This window comes from Natranaerofaba carboxydovora (genome assembly GCF_022539405.1).
In the GTDB taxonomy this organism is placed as follows: Bacteria; Bacillota; Natranaerobiia; order Natranaerobiales; family Natranaerofabaceae; genus Natranaerofaba; species Natranaerofaba carboxydovora.
Genome location: NZ_CP054394.1, coordinates 2,678,103 through 2,692,689, shown reverse-complemented (window position 1 = coordinate 2,692,689; position 14,587 = coordinate 2,678,103). Strand labels below are relative to the sequence as shown.

The following is a 14,587-nucleotide window of genomic DNA, read 5'->3' as shown; positions in this document are numbered from 1 at the left end:
ATTTAGAGAAAAAACCGGCTTTTAAAAAAAGCCGGTTTTATTTCAGCAGTATTTCATATATATTATTATAGGTGGTGAAAATTTATGAGAGCAAAAAAGATTATTCTAGTCTTAGTGCTCCTAATAGTTACTAATCTGTTCACCTTTGGTGCGACAAAACTCATCTTTGGCAATATAGCAGCCGGTGGAATGTCTGGTTTTATGAGTGCACCTGATAATTCTGCTGATGATGTGGAGTTGTTCAAAGAAATATTGGGAGTATTGGAAAGTGATTATTATGAAGAGGTCAATAGGGAAGAACTAATAGAAGGTGCTCTTGATGGATTATTTGAAAAGCTAGATGATCCACAAACAGGATACATGACTCCCTCTGACTTAGAAAGTATGATGATACAAACAGAGGGAAGTTACAGCGGTATTGGAATTGAAGTATATCAAGATGGGGATTATGTCAAGGTCCTTGCTCCAATAGCCGGAACACCTGGAGATGATGTAGGGTTAGAATCAGGTGATAGAATAGTAAAAGTTGATGATGAAGACGTCGTGGGTAAAGATCTTGATGAAGTAGTGAATATGATCAGGGGTCCCGAAGGATCAGAAGTAGAAGTGAAAGCAGAAAGACAGGTGGCCTATGATGAAGTAGAAGAGCATTCCTTTGTCATTGAAAGAAAAGAGATAGAGATGAGTTCTGTGGAACATGATTACCTTGAAGATAGGTATGGTTATGTACAGATTAAAAACTTTACTGGCACTACTGCTGGTGAGCTTGAAACTACTCTAGATGAGCTATTAGATAATGAAGTAGAAGGAATGGTCTTAGATTTAAGAAATAACCCTGGAGGTCTATTAGATGCCGCTATTGAAGTGGGCGAATTGTTAGTTCCCGAGGGCCCAATAGTCCATGTTATGGGACGTGATGAAAAACTTAAATCTTATGAATCAGATGGTGGCATTTTTGATAAGCCAATTGTCGTTTTGGTTAATGAGGTAAGTGCTAGTGCCTCGGAGATTTTGGCAGGAGCCCTTCAGGATACTGGAGCTGCAACTATTGTGGGAACAGAAACCTTTGGTAAAGCGTCTGTGCAAAATGTAATGCATCTGAAACATGGTGGAGGATTAAGATATACTATGGGGAGATATCAAACCCCTGATGGTACAGATATTCACGAAAAAGGACTTACACCCGACGTGAAAATGGACAGTCCAAAATCTTTTCAACTAGGAGAAGAACCTATAACAGAAGACTTGTCCTATGGTGATGAAGGAGAAATGGTTAAGACGCTTCAGAGTATATTGGAGTTTTTGGATTATTATGAGGGTGAAGTAGACGGGAACTTTGATACAGAGACTGAAGATGCTCTAAAGAGCTTCCAAAGGGATTCGGGTATAATTGAGGATGGAGTAGCTAATAACCGGGTTATGATAGAGCTACAAAACAAGTTAGATGATTTGAGAGATGAAGATGACGAATTCATGGAAAAAGCTATGGAGATTTTAACAGGAAAGGTTGATTAAATGGCAGATTTTCCGCTGGCATTAATCGCTAGAACGATATTACAAACTTATCCCTTTTATCTTATTCATATTTTATTTTGGGTCATTATGATCCTGGTATTTAGCCAGTATAAAAAGATGGCTGGCAGAGAGAGGGAACTATTTGGTACTTCAAAAAATAGTCCGCTGCGACAAACTTTAATTTCTGCTTTTTTTGGTATAGGAGCAGGACTGCTAGTCAGTCTAATTATGGTTAGCCTTGGCATTAATTTGATGTCTATAGGAATAGTTTTTGTACTGCCTATTGTGATTTTAATGATGTTAATTCATCCCCGCTATATGTGTTTTGCCTATGGCGGGGGTGTGGTTGGCATTTTGAGTCTTTTCTTTTCTTTACTTACCGAGTTTTGGCCTGTTTTGGCAGAAGTAAATATTATTAATGCACTTATATCGATTGATATTCCAGGTTTAATTTCATTGATAGCGCTGCTGCACCTTACGGAAGCAGTTCTTATTTTATTGAGCGGCTCTATAGGACCTAGCCCTCTTTATGTTAAACATGAACAAAAAGGTGTTGTAGGAGGTTTTAGTCTACAAAAATTTTGGCCTTTGCCTTTTGTGGGGCTTATATCTCGTGCACCTGATGATGTGGCAAGAGCATCTGAAGCAGTGATAAATATGCCAGAATGGTGGCCTTTATTTGGTACCGGAGTAGAAGAGGCATCGGGGATGTTTTTTTTACTTCCTGTGGCTGCAATACTTGGATACGGTGATTTATCTGTATCGACAACACCTAAAGAGAAAACCAGATGGGCAGGGAAGTATCTGGCATTGTACAGCTTGATCTTATTAGGTTTAGGTATAGCTTCAGTATTTTTTTCACCAATTACCCTTCTTGGGGTTTTGTTTTCTCCTATTGGTCATGAGCTTTTGATTATAAAAGGGAAAAATGAAGAGTTTGAAAAAGAGCCAATTTATTTTAACCAAGGTGAAGGGGTTAAAGTGTTAGATGTTTATTCTGATGGCTTAGCTTACAAAATGGGTGTAAAACCTGGAGATACAATCAAACTTGTTAATCATTTTCCAGTGTCTAGTGAAGAAGATTTTCGCACTATGATTTATGCTAGTAGTCCTCATCTTCGTTTTGATATAATTAGACAAGATGGTGAAAGAGTGGCGCTAAAAGCCCCTTTATATAAAAAAGATAAAAGATTAGGTTTGATTCTTGCTCCCGGGATTAATAGAAGCAGACAGCGTTATATGGAACTAGTAAAAGAAAAGGGTTTATCTTCTTTTCTTGGGAAAATAAGGCCTATTAAAAGACTGTTAAAGTGGAGATAATTGGTAGGTGGTAAACATGAAGGAACTGATGAAGGGTGTATTTATTCTACCGGGAGATACAAATATAGGACTGATAACAAAAGATGGATATGGTCTTATGATCGACAGTTACAGAGAAAAATCTGCAAGAGATGTTATTAAGTTTGCTTTTAATAATGGAATTGAAATAAAAGGTGTAATTACTACCCACGCACATGTAGATCACTTTGGTGGACATGACTTTCTATTTGAAAAAGGTGTAGAGATAATTTCCTCCCCGATTGAGGAGGCTGTAGTTAAATATCCAATATTGGGCACAATGGGGATGTCCCATGGGGTTTACCCTTTAAGCTTTTTACAGAATGAACATTTTTTGGCAGACAAGCCGGTTCCTGTTGATAGAGTCTTAGAGCAGGGTGAGCATGAGTTATTTGGGATTAGGTTTGAGTTATTTGACTTGCCGGGTCATACCCTGGGTCAGATAGGGGTCCTGTTTAAGGATGCTTTTTTTATTGCAGATAGCCTCTTTTGTCCGAAGAGAATGGCAAGTCACAAAGTACCTTTTCACAAATGCATTGAAAGAGAACTTGATACATTAGATTTTTTGGAGAAGACAAACTATCGCCTTTATGTTCCCTCTCATGGTGATCCAATGACAAAATACGAACTTGATAAGATGATTGATCTTAACCGAAAAATTATTCAGGAAATAGAAGTGGAAATTTTGGAGTTCTTGGACAGGCCTAGAGAGTTATTTCAGATATATGATTATATCTTTGAAAAAAGAAATATGCATCCACCAAATGGAAGTTTGTATTTTTTACTGCAAAATACTATACTATCTTACTTAAGTCATTTAGAAAGAAAAGGTGACATAACTACTAACGCCTATGATAGGAAACTTTACTGGCAAAGAAACACCAATAGAAAGGGTTAAAGCTTATGGATCTAGTAAAAATGAAAAACTGGCTATTTATGATTTTATACGTAGGAGTCATGGTTAGCTACCTTGTGGGTATATTCTTAATAGAAGACATACTTATCTTCACTTCCTGGCTAGTTGTTATTTCGCTTTTGTTGTCTATTTTTTATGTCAGAGGGGTTTCCCTTGGACTCTCGATTTTTTTCCTTGTGTTTGGGTCATTAATACTTTATAACCAGGGAGTAGCATCGGTAGAGTATCTGGAATCTATCCGAGGGATGGTATACATTTTTACACTGGTATCTGTTATAAGGTTTCTTGGATTTCCGATGGAACTTGGAGGCTATTCAGAAGCGGTAAAAAGAGTCGTGCACCGGGAAGTAAAAGGTGAGGGGATTCTTTATATAACTACAACCCTTATTGCGTATTTGATTGGTATGTCAATTGTTGTAGCCTGTGTACCTGTAGTCTATTACACTATAGAGAAAGCTGTTGAAAAGCTGACAGATAATCCTGAGAAATTTTTATCTATTTCTATAAAGAGAGGGCTTTTTTTGGCTCTTTTGTGGACACCTAGTTCTCCTTTGATGGCAATGAGCCTTGAAGTGAGTCAGGCTAGCTGGTTTAGTGTGTTTCCTGTAGCGATTTTACTTAGCTTTTTTGGTTTTGGGCTTGACTTGTTAATTGATCTTCCGACTTACTGGGATAAAGAAGAAGTTAAGCTTATGAGTCCAGGAGAAGAAACAAAAGAAGAAAGAAAAAAAGACTTCAGCTCGATAAGAAATCTTGTAATAATTTTGATTTTTTTGATCGTATTATTAGTTACCGTGGATAGTATTTTAGAAGATTATACAATGATATACATTGTTATATTAACCTCGATATTTTTTGCTCCGCTTTGGAGCTTTGTGATAGGCAGGGGGAAATTTTATACAGAAGCTGTTATGGGCTATATAAAAAATACAATCCCTGGATTTAAGCAGCAGTTTACTTTATTTATAAGTGCAGGTTATTTTGCAAGTGCTACCGGATACGCCGGTGATGAAGTTGCTTCTTATTTAGGAGGTATAATCAACTTTACTGGAGAATTACTTTTCTTAATGATATTATCTTCTTTTGTAGTGATATTTGCTATAATTGGAGTTCACCCTATAATTTCTATAGCTGTTTTTGGAGAGAGTTTGGCTGCAGTTTCCCATGGGATGCCTGATAACTGGGTTGCATTTTCCTTTTTGCTTGGAGGAGCAGTAGCTTTGCTTGTTTCGCCTTTTTCTGCAGCTACCCTTGTTACAGCAGAGCTTGTTCACAAAACTCCATTTAGGGTTGGGGTTTTATGGAATGGGCTTTTTGGATTATATATTATGCTGGCAGGGTTTTTACTGTTGTATGTTTGGGATTTACTAATCTAATCCTTTTTTTAAGGAGGTAACGAAATGAAAAGTACAACTATTAATTTGAAAGGTATCGAAACTTTTTCCTATGCGATTGTTGTAATTGGAGGTGGACTTGCTGGGATATTGGCTTCGATAATAGCTGCACGAGAAGGCCGGAATGTAGCAGTGATCACCAAAAAGAAACCAGGGAAGGCATCTAGTACCGCTTACTCTATGGGAAGGTTCTCTGTAGCCGGAACTAAGATGACAAAAGAAGAACACTTAGAAAAAAGTTTAATGATAGGTGAGTACCTTAATGACAAAGAGCTACTGGAGAAAATGACAGAAGAGGCGCCACAAACTTTTGAATGCTTACGTGAAGAGTTGAACCTGACTTTTTCTAGCCACGATATGGGTTATATAGTGGCCGATGGTGAAAAACCTTTACCTGGCGCTAACTTGATGGAAAAATTAGTTTATAAGGCTATGGAACAAGAAAACATTGACTTTTATTCAAATTGTTTGCCTTTAGAGCTTATCGAAAAAGATGGTATATGCGGTGGAGTGCTTGCTGTGGACAGCGAAGGAAAACTTACTGCATTTAGAAGTGAAGCGTTATTAATCTCTAGCGGCGGATATGCAGGAGCTTTTGCAAATACAGATAACCCGCCTACAATGATGGGTGAGGGATTGATTCTTGGATATAGGGCTGGATGCGCTTTAAGAGATCTGGAATTTGTTCAGTTTTATCCTCTTGGTTTTAAAGAAGAAAAACTACCCAGTTTTATTGCACCACCAAGATATCCTCCTACTGCTTTACTTTATAATGACTCTGGTGAAGATATTATCAAGAAGTATTTAGGTGAAGACTGGGATATAAATAGTGCGACTATAGGAAAAAGAGGAGCACTATCTATTGCCCTTGAGACTGAATGGCAAAAAGAGCAGGTATGGATGGACTTAACTAAGTGTGTAGACACGGACTGGAAAGGGGTTAACTCGAAACCACTTTATGATAGATATAACTTTGACTTTTCTGAGAACCCATTTAGATGGCCCTACAGCTCATTTTACGCCGGGTGGTATATCAACGGACGTTTGCCTAAATACCGGAATTGAAGGGTTGTTTGCTGCGGGGGAAGTGACAGGAGGACTGCACGGTGCTGACAGAATGGGTGGTAATGCCCTGACTGAAGCTGCGCTTTTTGGTATTGAAGCGGGGAGACAAATGGCAGATTTTGCTACTGGTAAGGAGTGTGCAGTATCTGAAGATGCAGAGATTACTTTTAAAAACCCGGTATTATCCATGTTCAAAAACGATAAATTTTATCTACCTCCTACTTTGAAGGAAAAGGATATTTATGAACTAAGGGATGAGTTAAGAAATCTATACTGGAACGGATTAAATCCTATTAGGAGCGAAAAAAGTCTTGCTAATGCGCTAAATGAGTTAGAGCAATTTAGAAAGAAAATTCTTCCCCCTGAATCAGACAATGAAGAATTTACATTTAATGATGGTAAAATTGATGAAATCAAGGAAATTATAACTCTTGAAATGTCCTCTAGCCTATTAGAACTGTGTCTTAAATCTGCAGATTTAAGAAAAGAAACAAGAGGAGGGCACTTTAGGAAGGATTTCGTGAAAAAGGATGATAATTATAATAAGAATATATTCTGGCAGCAGGGGAAGGTTTTTTTCAGAGATTCTAGCTGATTTAATCAAAGTACAGGTTTGACCCTTTTGTAGATAACTGGTATAATTTTCTTACTTTTGTTTGTACAATATGGCTTGTGGAAGGAGCTGGAGAACCTGGCGGTGAACAATTTCGAATGAAGAGAAAGGTTTAGAAGCAGCAGGGGCGGTTTTACCCTCCTGGAAATGCTTGCTGTAATTGCGATTATAGGGATCTTAATTGCTATTATTGTACCAAATGTAGTTAGTGTTATTACAAGGGCAGAAGATGAAGTAGTTAAAGTACAAGCAGAAAGTGTTAAAAACGCCATCCTTAGTTATTATCTTGATCAAAGCGGTGCAACCTCACTCGAAGATTTTTTAGATGATAATGTATTTACTATCAATAATGAATTCAGAAAGGGACTTTTTCCAGAATTGCAGCCTTATTTGGATGGCTTTGGTGATGATAGAAGTTTAGATGATATTTTGACAGATGAAGGTATGGATTATATTCTAGAATCTTTTGGTCGTAAGTAAATAACTATAGGTAAGTAGAATAAAATAGTCTAAAAATATACTAAGAGCAGCTATACAGCTGCTCTTAGTATTCCCTAAGGGGAGAAAGGGGTTGTTATTATATAACAAGGGGTTAACTTGTTGGGTTTAGCTTGTTAATGAATCTTTTAGTGATAATTCTTTTGATACTTGCTAAGCTTTAGTAGCTTCTCGAACTTATCTTTAGCATCTTCAGAAACCTCGCTGCCTATTCTTGCTGTAAGCATATTGGCAGGATGTTCTAGAATCTCTGGATCATCAGTAGCTTTTGGCACTAACCCTACGTGACCAAGAACATTTTTTAGCATTTCCCTGTACTCCCAAACGGAAACGCTTGGATCTCTACTTCTCCAGTTGTAGCATGTTTCCATACTTATTACAATTTTGTTTTCGAAATCATAATTACTAAATGTCCACTCTAGCATTTTCTTTGCTACACCATGTCCCCACCAGTTGTCAGAAACTTCAATGCCACCTAGCTCAATTAGCTCTGGCAGTTCACCTTCGGCTGCCTTACACCATCTAGGGAACTCTGGTTTATGAAAAGCAATATAACCAATGATAGTGTCTTCATGGCAGGCAGTAAAGATTAATGCATGGGGCAAATTTGCAATATCTAGCAAAGCCTCATACTGAGCCTTCGCTGATCTAAAATTATTCATGCCATCATCTATGGTTAAATTTTCTAAGTCTTCTCTTTCTAAAGGGCCATAAAAGTGAACTGTACCTTTGGAAGTTTGCAGAGTATCTACTGCATCGTATACCTTTGTATTAAATTTTTCAGGAAGTTCCTGACCAATCATATCCACAAAGTCTTTCCTAGTCATAACAATCACCTTCTTTAGTATGGCTTAATATTATCTTCTCACTTTCAATTACTATTATACTAGGAAATTATATATTGTTCAACCTTTCACAAAAAAGAAATAAAATTATCACTATAAAAAATTTTCAAACAATTTAAAGAATCGTTAACTTATGGGGTTTCAAATGAATATAGATATAAAAAATATGGTTAAAAAACTTAAAAAAAATTTAATATAATTAAAAAAGGTGAGGTGGATGAAATGGAAAAACCAAAAATTATTAACAAAAGCCTGGATATCGATTCTGGAAGGCTTAAAGAACTTAAAAAAGATCAAACTGTACTAATTATAGTTCATCATACTGGTGTGAATATAGATCAAGCTGTAGAAACAATTCACAATTACCACAAAAAAGATAGAGGATGGGCTGGAATAGGTTATCATTTTTATATAAGGTTTAATGGAGATATATATAAAGGAAGACCGATAACAAAAAGAGGAGCTCATACAAAAGGCTACAATGATCGTTCTATAGGTGTTGCTCTTGCTGGAGACTTTAGTAAGGAAAGTTTAATAGAAAACAGAAAAGAGCAGTACGAAGCTCTTGTAGAGCTGCTGAAATGGCTAAAAAATAAATATCCTGATGCTAGTGTAAAATTTCATGATGATTTTGCCAGCACCAGCTGCCCGGGAAATAACTTTCCAAAAGACAGACTCTTAGATGATATAACTATAAATAGTAACAATGATAACAATGAGGGTAATAACAACGATAACAACGGTAACGAAGATAACGATGACAACAATGATAATAAAGATAATGACGGCAATAATAAAATTCATAGAGTGGTTGAAGGTACTTTTGATGGAGAGAAAATAGAAGAACAAGCTTTCTTGATAAATGACCGCACTTATATTCCTGTAAGACTACTAGAAAAATGGTTCCCGGGTGTTCAGGTTGAGTGGGACGAAGAAGAAGGTAAGTTTCATGTTAAAACTTGATTCTGGTGCAAAAGGTTTATTCTAATCTTACAGCAATATTATTATCATAGAGATATCTTTTTAGATCCTTTAAATCGACTTCCTGGTAATGAAAGAGGGAGGCTGCAAGAGCTGCGTCAGCCTTACCGTAATAAAATGCATCAAAAAAATCTTTCATAGAACCAGCGCCTCCAGAAGCAATTACAGGGATGCTTAACTCTCCACTAATTTTTCTGGTGATATCTAGATCATAACCGTCTTTGGTGCCATCCTTGTCCATGCTGGTAAGAAGAATTTCGCCGGCACCAAGACTTTCGGCCTTTTTTGCCCAGCTAACTGCTTCAATACCTGTATTTTCTCTACCGCCTTTTACAAATACTTCATATTTAGAACTGCTGGTTTTTTTTGCATCTATTGCTACTACCACTGCCTGAGACCCAAAAAGGCGGGCGCATTCTGTTATTAACGAAGGATTGGTAAGAGCGGCAGAGTTAATAGAGACTTTGTCTGCACCTGCCAAGAGAGCATTTCTAAAATCCTCTATATCTCTAATTCCTCCACCAACTGTCAAAGGGATAAAAACCTGTTCTGCTGTTTTTTCGACAATATCAAGAATTAAATCCCTTTTTTCATAAGATGCGGTTATATCCAAAAAACAAAGCTCATCTGCACCTATTTTGTTATATGCTTTTGCAATATCAACGGGGTCACCTGCATCAGTTAAGTTTACAAAATTAACACCTTTGACTACCCTGCCGTCTTTAACATCTAAGCAGGGTATAATTCTTTTAGTAAGCATATTTAGCACCTCATTTTTCATTTACTACTTCTATAAAATTATCTAGAATTTTAAGGCCGTATTCACCGCTTTTTTCAGGGTGAAACTGTGCCCCAAAAACGTTATTTTCTGTTTCTACAAGTGCAGGGAAGTATTCCCCATAATTTGCTGATGCTTTGATTACACTTGAATCAGTATCTTTTACGTAATATGAGTGTACGAAATAAACGTAAGTCTTTTGAGGGATATTTTTTAAAAGTTTAGACCCCAACTCAATATCAGAACTGCTAATATTAGAGGAAACGTTCCCAAAGTCTACAATGTCTAATTGATTCCAACCCATGTGAGGAACTTTTAGGCCTGGGGGAAATTTAATGACTTTGCCATTAATGATGTTTAGACCCGGACAGTGTTGAACTTCATAGCCATCACTAAAAAGAACCTGCATTCCAAGACAAATTCCAAGAAGAGGCTTTTTTTCTTCTGCTTTTTTCTTAATGAATTCGTCCATTTTTAGTTTTTTTAGGTTTAACATGGCATCATAGAAGGCTCCTACACCGGGGAGAATAAGCCCACAGGCTTGATCTAGCTCATTTTTATTATTTGAGATAAAAGAATTAACACCAATATATTTTAAAGCATTTTGTACATTTCTCAGATTACCCATACCGTAATCAATTATACCTATATTTATATCCCTGGTTTCTTTTTTATTTGCTTTCATTTTGAAACCTCCGAAATTACTATTAATAGGAAGAATTAGATGTTGATTCTGGTGCAAAAAGTCGTATGAACAAAGTTTTGTTTTTAATTGAAATACATCTTGATGAGAAGTAGGAGAGATAAGGCCTAATGACAGGATGTCATTAGCTAATCGAACTCAGGATGAGTTCATTGATTTGGAAGCCTTATCTCGACTATTGTCGAATCTTAGATGTATCAATTAAAAACTTTATACTTATGTGAATAGACTTTTTGTGCCAAACTAGTACGCCTATGTTACGTTCTATATTTTTTTACTCTTTCCTTTAAATTTTCTTATGTTGTCAATAATTTTTTATTAATTTATAATGATGGAAGGTAAATTTAGATTTAATAAAGTATATTAACATTAGGAGAACAATAAATACAAACAATAGACAATATAGAATGAAAATGATAGAGGGTGAATAAATTGCTTTTAATGATAGATAATTACGATTCTTTTACCTATAATCTAGTTCAGTACTTGGAAGAGCTAGGTGAAAATGTCCTGGTAAAAAGAAACGATGAGATAATAATTGACGAAATTGAAAGATTAGACCCGGAGATTATCGTAATTTCTCCAGGCCCCTGTACTCCCCTTGAGTCTGGGGTTTCTACGGAGGTGGTTTCACACTTCAAGGACAAAAAGCCGATACTGGGGATATGTCTTGGCCATCAGACAATTGCTCATGTTTTTGGTGGCAGCGTGATAAAAGGCTTAGAACCTGTGCACGGCAAAGTTCATCCCGTCTGGCATGACCAAAAGGGAGTTTTTGAAGGGCTAAAAAATCCACTTAACGTTACTCGTTATCACTCCCTTGTTGTAGAAAAAGAGAGCTTGCCCGAGGAATTTTTGATTACAGCCGAAACTGAATCAGGTGAAATAATGGGAATAAAGCATCAAGAGTACCCCCTAGAAGGTGTGCAGTTTCATCCTGAAGCGGTACTGACTGATGAAGGTCATGAACTTTTGGAAAATTTCCTAAAATATAAGGGAGTAAGGAGAATTAACAAATGATACGAGAAATTAAGACAAGTTTGGATCCATTTCAAATTTTTACAATATTTAGAGATGAAGATCACAGTTTTATTTTGGATAGCTATCTTAATCCTGAGAGGCTTGGACGGTACAGCTTCATAGGTACAGAGCCCTTCGAGATAATAAAGGGAAAAGATTCAGATGAAGACTTGTTTGAGGTTTTAAGACAAAAAATTAAAGAGTATAATGTTGAAAATGATTCAGATCTTCCTTTTGTGGGGGGTGCTGTTGGGTATATTTCTTATGATGCCTGTCACTATATCGAAAAAAAGCTTCCAAGAACGGCTATAGATGATATTAATGTTCCGGATTTATATTTTGGGTTGTATGATGCGGTTATTATTGTAGATAACCTTGAACAAAAGACCTATGTTGCTTCACCCGGTCTAAACCCTTCTAAAGAAGAAGAAAAAATAGATAGATTATGCGAAAGAATTGAAAGAGCAGAAAGAGAAGGAATTGACCCTATATATTATGAAGAAAAAGATTTCCCGCCGGTGGAGTTAAAATCAAATTTCAAAAAGGAAGAATATTATTCTACACTTCAGAAGATTAAGGATTATATTGAAGCAGGTGACATATATCAGGCTAATTTGACACAGCGTTTTGAAGGAAATGTTCCCATGTCAAGCTATGAACTTTATAGGGATCTGAGGCGTGTTAGTCCAGCACCTTTTGGGGCCTTTTTGAATTTTGGAGAGGTTGATATTCTATCAAATTCACCAGAAAGGTTTATACAGCTAAGAGGTGACCAGATTGAAACCAGGCCAATAAAGGGGACAAGACCTAGAGGGAGAACACCTGAGGAAGATAGGATGTATAGAGAAGAGCTTGTAAGAAGCGAAAAAGATAAAGCAGAGCTTTTGATGATTGTGGACTTAGAGAGAAACGACATTGGCAGAGTTTCTGAGACAGGCACTGTGAGAGTGCCAGAGCTATTTAAGCTAGAAGAGTATTCCAATGTGCATCACTTAGTAGCTACTGTGGTAGGAAGGCTTCGTGAAGATAAGGACGTCATAGATCTTATCAAAGCTACTTTTCCCGGAGGATCTATAACAGGAGCCCCCAAAATCAGGGCCATGGAGATAATTGACGAGGTTGAGCCAACTCAGAGGAATGTTTATACTGGTTCTATAGGATATCTTGGTTTTGACGGTTCCCTTGATCTTAATATTGCCATTAGAACCATGGTAAAAAAAGGTGACAAAGTATATTTTCAAGTAGGTGGAGGAATTGTCTGGGATAGTGATGTAAAAGAAGAGTATGAAGAAACATTCAAAAAAGCAGCTTCTATTAAAAAAGCTCTAAGGGGACACTACGAATATGAAAAAGAGAATAGAAAATCTAACCTTTGATAGCACGCTTAGCAAATTTGGTAAAGGGCTTTTTGAAACCATCAAAGTTCATAAAGGAAAAGCCATGCTCATAGATGAACATCTCGACAGGATTTTTAACTCTTTGAATGAGCTTGACTTCCCCTTTGACATCACAAAAAAGAAGATTAAGGAAGATATAGTAAGTCAGTGTGAAGCCTTGAACGATAAGAAGGACAAAGCTTTGCGGCTTACTGTTTGTGATGAAGGATATAATCTATCTTTTAGAGATATAACCTATGGGCCAAAAGATTATGAACGGGGGTTTAATCTTTGTGTATCGCCTGTTAAAAGAGGTTTTAGTCCATTGTACTCTCACAAAACATCTAATTATTTAGAAAACATATATTCCCTTCAAAAAGCAAAAAAAAGAGGCTTTGATGAAGCTTTATTTTTGAATTTTGAGGATATGGTTCTTGAGGGCACCATAAGCAATATTTTTTTTGTTGGAGAAGATAAAATTTTCACCCCGCCTTTAAGCCTTGGAATTTTGCCTGGAATTATGCGACAAAAGGTTATAGATTCCTCTAAAGACCTTGGAATAGAAGTGAAATATAAAGAGATTAAGTATAGTGAAATTTGTAATTATAATTTTTCATTTATTACAAATAGCCTGATGGAATTAATGAAGGTTAATATGATTCAGGATTTTAGATTTGAAGATGAAAATGAAGTTTTTGCTGCATTAAATCGAAAGATAAAGGAGCTTTTGTATGAAGGATAAACTGCATGTGATAAATAGGGAAGTTTCAAGGATAAAAAAAGAAGTGGATGTTATTGCAATTATAGCTGTTGGTTCATCTAAGGAAATAATATTAAAAGCACAGGGACTAAAAATTGAAGATGAAGAGGAAAAGAGGCAGCAAAAAGAAAAGGAGAATGTTATAGATTTTGCTAGTAGGGAAAAAGATAAAGATATAAGGGATGTAGACCTTTTTATCGTAACTAATGAAGATGAGAGAAAACAGTTAAGGCAGGTAAAAAATACTGAAGGGATTGAATTTGACTTAAACTATTTTCCTGAAAAAGTGGCCAAAGCTATGCTGGAGAAAAAGGTACAGTTTTTTTTGGAAGAAGTCTCAGCTGGTAGGGTGGTATATGACCCGGAAGGAAAAGCAAGAGATTATATTGAGCATGGGCGTCAAATATATGATCAAGGCCCACCGGAAGCAAGCAAGGGAAATTTGACTTATCTTAAATATAATTTGAAATCCAAATTAGACAGTATTGTCAGTCGCAAGGTAGAAGATGATGACTTAGAATTTGAATTTTTATTTTTAGCAGGACAGTGGCTGAAAAATTTACTGGTCTATTATTTTAAAACCAAAGGAGTATGGATTCCAAAAGATAAAGAGATATTAAAAGTTTTAAGAGAACAGGATCAGGTATTATGCGACAAGGTTAAAGACTTTTATGAGAAAAAAGATACGGAAACTTTAAAAGACATTGCTCGTTATGTCTTTTATGAAGATGGTGTGAAGCTTGGAGATGAGATGAGATTTAAATTCAAATTTTAACAAAGGGGAA

General features: G+C 36.3%; 14 protein-coding genes and 1 pseudogene. 12 read left to right on the top strand and 3 right to left on the bottom strand.

Translation table 11 applies throughout. The features are described from left to right. Positions 1-84 precede the first annotated feature (84 nt). The 7 genes and pseudogenes from ACONDI_RS12725 to ACONDI_RS12695 form a co-directional block, all read left to right on the top strand. Positions 85-1,515, top strand: a complete 1,431-nt coding sequence (locus ACONDI_RS12725; RefSeq protein WP_241078924.1) for a S41 family peptidase — start codon at positions 85-87, stop codon at positions 1,513-1,515. Further along, on the top strand, positions 1,516-2,835 hold the full coding sequence (locus ACONDI_RS12720) for a PDZ domain-containing protein (protein ID WP_241078923.1): 1,320 nt from the start codon (positions 1,516-1,518) through the stop codon (positions 2,833-2,835). A gap of 16 nt (positions 2,836-2,851) precedes the next feature. Further along, complete coding sequence (locus ACONDI_RS12715; protein WP_241078922.1) at positions 2,852-3,751, top strand: MBL fold metallo-hydrolase; 900 nt, start codon at positions 2,852-2,854, stop codon at positions 3,749-3,751. 5 nt (positions 3,752-3,756) lie between these two features. After that, entirely contained in the window at positions 3,757-5,145 is a 1,389-nt protein-coding gene (locus ACONDI_RS12710; RefSeq protein ID WP_241078921.1) for a hypothetical protein, read from the top strand. 24 nt (positions 5,146-5,169) lie between these two features. Then, positions 5,170-6,228 carry an FAD-dependent oxidoreductase gene (locus tag ACONDI_RS12705; protein WP_277397775.1) on the top strand — a complete coding sequence of 353 codons (1,059 nt, stop codon included), beginning with the start codon at positions 5,170-5,172 and terminating at the stop codon, positions 6,226-6,228. Next, entirely contained in the window at positions 6,122-6,823 is a 702-nt protein-coding gene (locus tag ACONDI_RS12700; protein WP_420848147.1) for an FAD-binding protein, read from the top strand. The genes ACONDI_RS12705 and ACONDI_RS12700 overlap by 107 nt, the downstream gene beginning before the upstream one ends. A 144-nt stretch (positions 6,824-6,967) precedes the next feature. Next, a pseudogene (locus ACONDI_RS12695) lies at positions 6,968-7,321 on the top strand (prepilin-type N-terminal cleavage/methylation domain-containing protein); the annotation flags it as partial. A gap of 146 nt (positions 7,322-7,467) precedes the next feature. Here the strand turns inward: ACONDI_RS12695 and ACONDI_RS12690 are convergent. Further along, positions 7,468-8,166, bottom strand: coding sequence for a GNAT family N-acetyltransferase (locus ACONDI_RS12690; protein WP_241078919.1), 699 nt, complete (start codon positions 8,164-8,166; stop codon positions 7,468-7,470). A gap of 240 nt (positions 8,167-8,406) precedes the next feature. Here ACONDI_RS12690 and ACONDI_RS12685 point away from each other — a divergent pair, with 240 nt between their 5' ends. Continuing rightward, positions 8,407-9,147 (top strand): N-acetylmuramoyl-L-alanine amidase, encoded by a 741-nt coding sequence (locus ACONDI_RS12685; protein ID WP_241078918.1) that lies wholly within the window; start codon positions 8,407-8,409, stop codon positions 9,145-9,147. Positions 9,148-9,163: 16 nt separating this feature from the next. On the opposite strand, the gene hisF is transcribed toward ACONDI_RS12685, so the two are convergent. Continuing rightward, the gene (hisF, locus tag ACONDI_RS12680; RefSeq protein ID WP_241078917.1) at positions 9,164-9,925 is read right to left on the bottom strand and encodes an imidazole glycerol phosphate synthase subunit HisF; all 762 of its coding nucleotides are present in this window, start codon (positions 9,923-9,925) and stop codon (positions 9,164-9,166) included. A 10-nt stretch (positions 9,926-9,935) separates the two neighbouring features. Beyond that, positions 9,936-10,628, bottom strand: coding sequence for an imidazole glycerol phosphate synthase subunit HisH (gene hisH / locus ACONDI_RS12675; protein ID WP_241078916.1), 693 nt, complete (start codon positions 10,626-10,628; stop codon positions 9,936-9,938). Positions 10,629-11,078: 450 nt separating this feature from the next. Between hisH and ACONDI_RS12670 the strand changes: the two genes are divergently transcribed. Genes ACONDI_RS12670 through ACONDI_RS12655 form a run of 4 tightly spaced genes read left to right on the top strand, consistent with a single transcriptional unit; the run spans position 11,079 to position 14,577 of the window. Beyond that, the gene (locus tag ACONDI_RS12670; RefSeq protein WP_420848146.1) at positions 11,079-11,666 is read left to right on the top strand and encodes an anthranilate synthase component II; all 588 of its coding nucleotides are present in this window, start codon (positions 11,079-11,081) and stop codon (positions 11,664-11,666) included. Beyond that, the gene (gene pabB, locus ACONDI_RS12665) at positions 11,663-13,042 is read left to right on the top strand and encodes an aminodeoxychorismate synthase component I (protein ID WP_241078915.1); all 1,380 of its coding nucleotides are present in this window, start codon (positions 11,663-11,665) and stop codon (positions 13,040-13,042) included. Before ACONDI_RS12670 ends, pabB begins: the two co-directional genes overlap by 4 nt. After that, positions 13,011-13,784 carry an aminotransferase class IV gene (locus ACONDI_RS12660; protein WP_241078914.1) on the top strand — a complete coding sequence of 258 codons (774 nt, stop codon included), beginning with the start codon at positions 13,011-13,013 and terminating at the stop codon, positions 13,782-13,784. The genes pabB and ACONDI_RS12660 overlap by 32 nt, the downstream gene beginning before the upstream one ends. Then, entirely contained in the window at positions 13,774-14,577 is an 804-nt protein-coding gene (locus ACONDI_RS12655; protein ID WP_241078913.1) for a hypothetical protein, read from the top strand. The genes ACONDI_RS12660 and ACONDI_RS12655 overlap by 11 nt, the downstream gene beginning before the upstream one ends. Positions 14,578-14,587 lie beyond the last annotated feature (10 nt).

What these genes read in the sequence shown, in the direction of transcription:
- ACONDI_RS12725 (WP_241078924.1), top strand. Translation starts at nt 85, where the DNA reads ATGAGAGCAAAAAAGATTATTCTAGTCTTAGTGCTCCTAATAGTTACT.
- ACONDI_RS12720 (WP_241078923.1), top strand. Translation starts at nt 1,516, where the DNA reads ATGGCAGATTTTCCGCTGGCATTAATCGCTAGAACGATATTACAAACT.
- ACONDI_RS12715 (WP_241078922.1), top strand. Translation starts at nt 2,852, where the DNA reads ATGAAGGAACTGATGAAGGGTGTATTTATTCTACCGGGAGATACAAAT.
- ACONDI_RS12710 (WP_241078921.1), top strand. Translation starts at nt 3,757, where the DNA reads ATGGATCTAGTAAAAATGAAAAACTGGCTATTTATGATTTTATACGTA.
- ACONDI_RS12705 (WP_277397775.1), top strand. Translation starts at nt 5,170, where the DNA reads ATGAAAAGTACAACTATTAATTTGAAAGGTATCGAAACTTTTTCCTAT.
- ACONDI_RS12700 (WP_420848147.1), top strand. Translation starts at nt 6,122, where the DNA reads ATGATAGATATAACTTTGACTTTTCTGAGAACCCATTTAGATGGCCCT.
- ACONDI_RS12690 (WP_241078919.1), bottom strand. Translation starts at nt 8,166, where the DNA reads ATGACTAGGAAAGACTTTGTGGATATGATTGGTCAGGAACTTCCTGAA.
- ACONDI_RS12685 (WP_241078918.1), top strand. Translation starts at nt 8,407, where the DNA reads ATGGAAAAACCAAAAATTATTAACAAAAGCCTGGATATCGATTCTGGA.
- hisF (WP_241078917.1), bottom strand. Translation starts at nt 9,925, where the DNA reads ATGCTTACTAAAAGAATTATACCCTGCTTAGATGTTAAAGACGGCAGG.
- hisH (WP_241078916.1), bottom strand. Translation starts at nt 10,628, where the DNA reads ATGAAAGCAAATAAAAAAGAAACCAGGGATATAAATATAGGTATAATT.
- pabB (WP_241078915.1), top strand. Translation starts at nt 11,663, where the DNA reads ATGATACGAGAAATTAAGACAAGTTTGGATCCATTTCAAATTTTTACA.
- ACONDI_RS12660 (WP_241078914.1), top strand. Translation starts at nt 13,011, where the DNA reads ATGAAAAAGAGAATAGAAAATCTAACCTTTGATAGCACGCTTAGCAAA.
- ACONDI_RS12655 (WP_241078913.1), top strand. Translation starts at nt 13,774, where the DNA reads ATGAAGGATAAACTGCATGTGATAAATAGGGAAGTTTCAAGGATAAAA.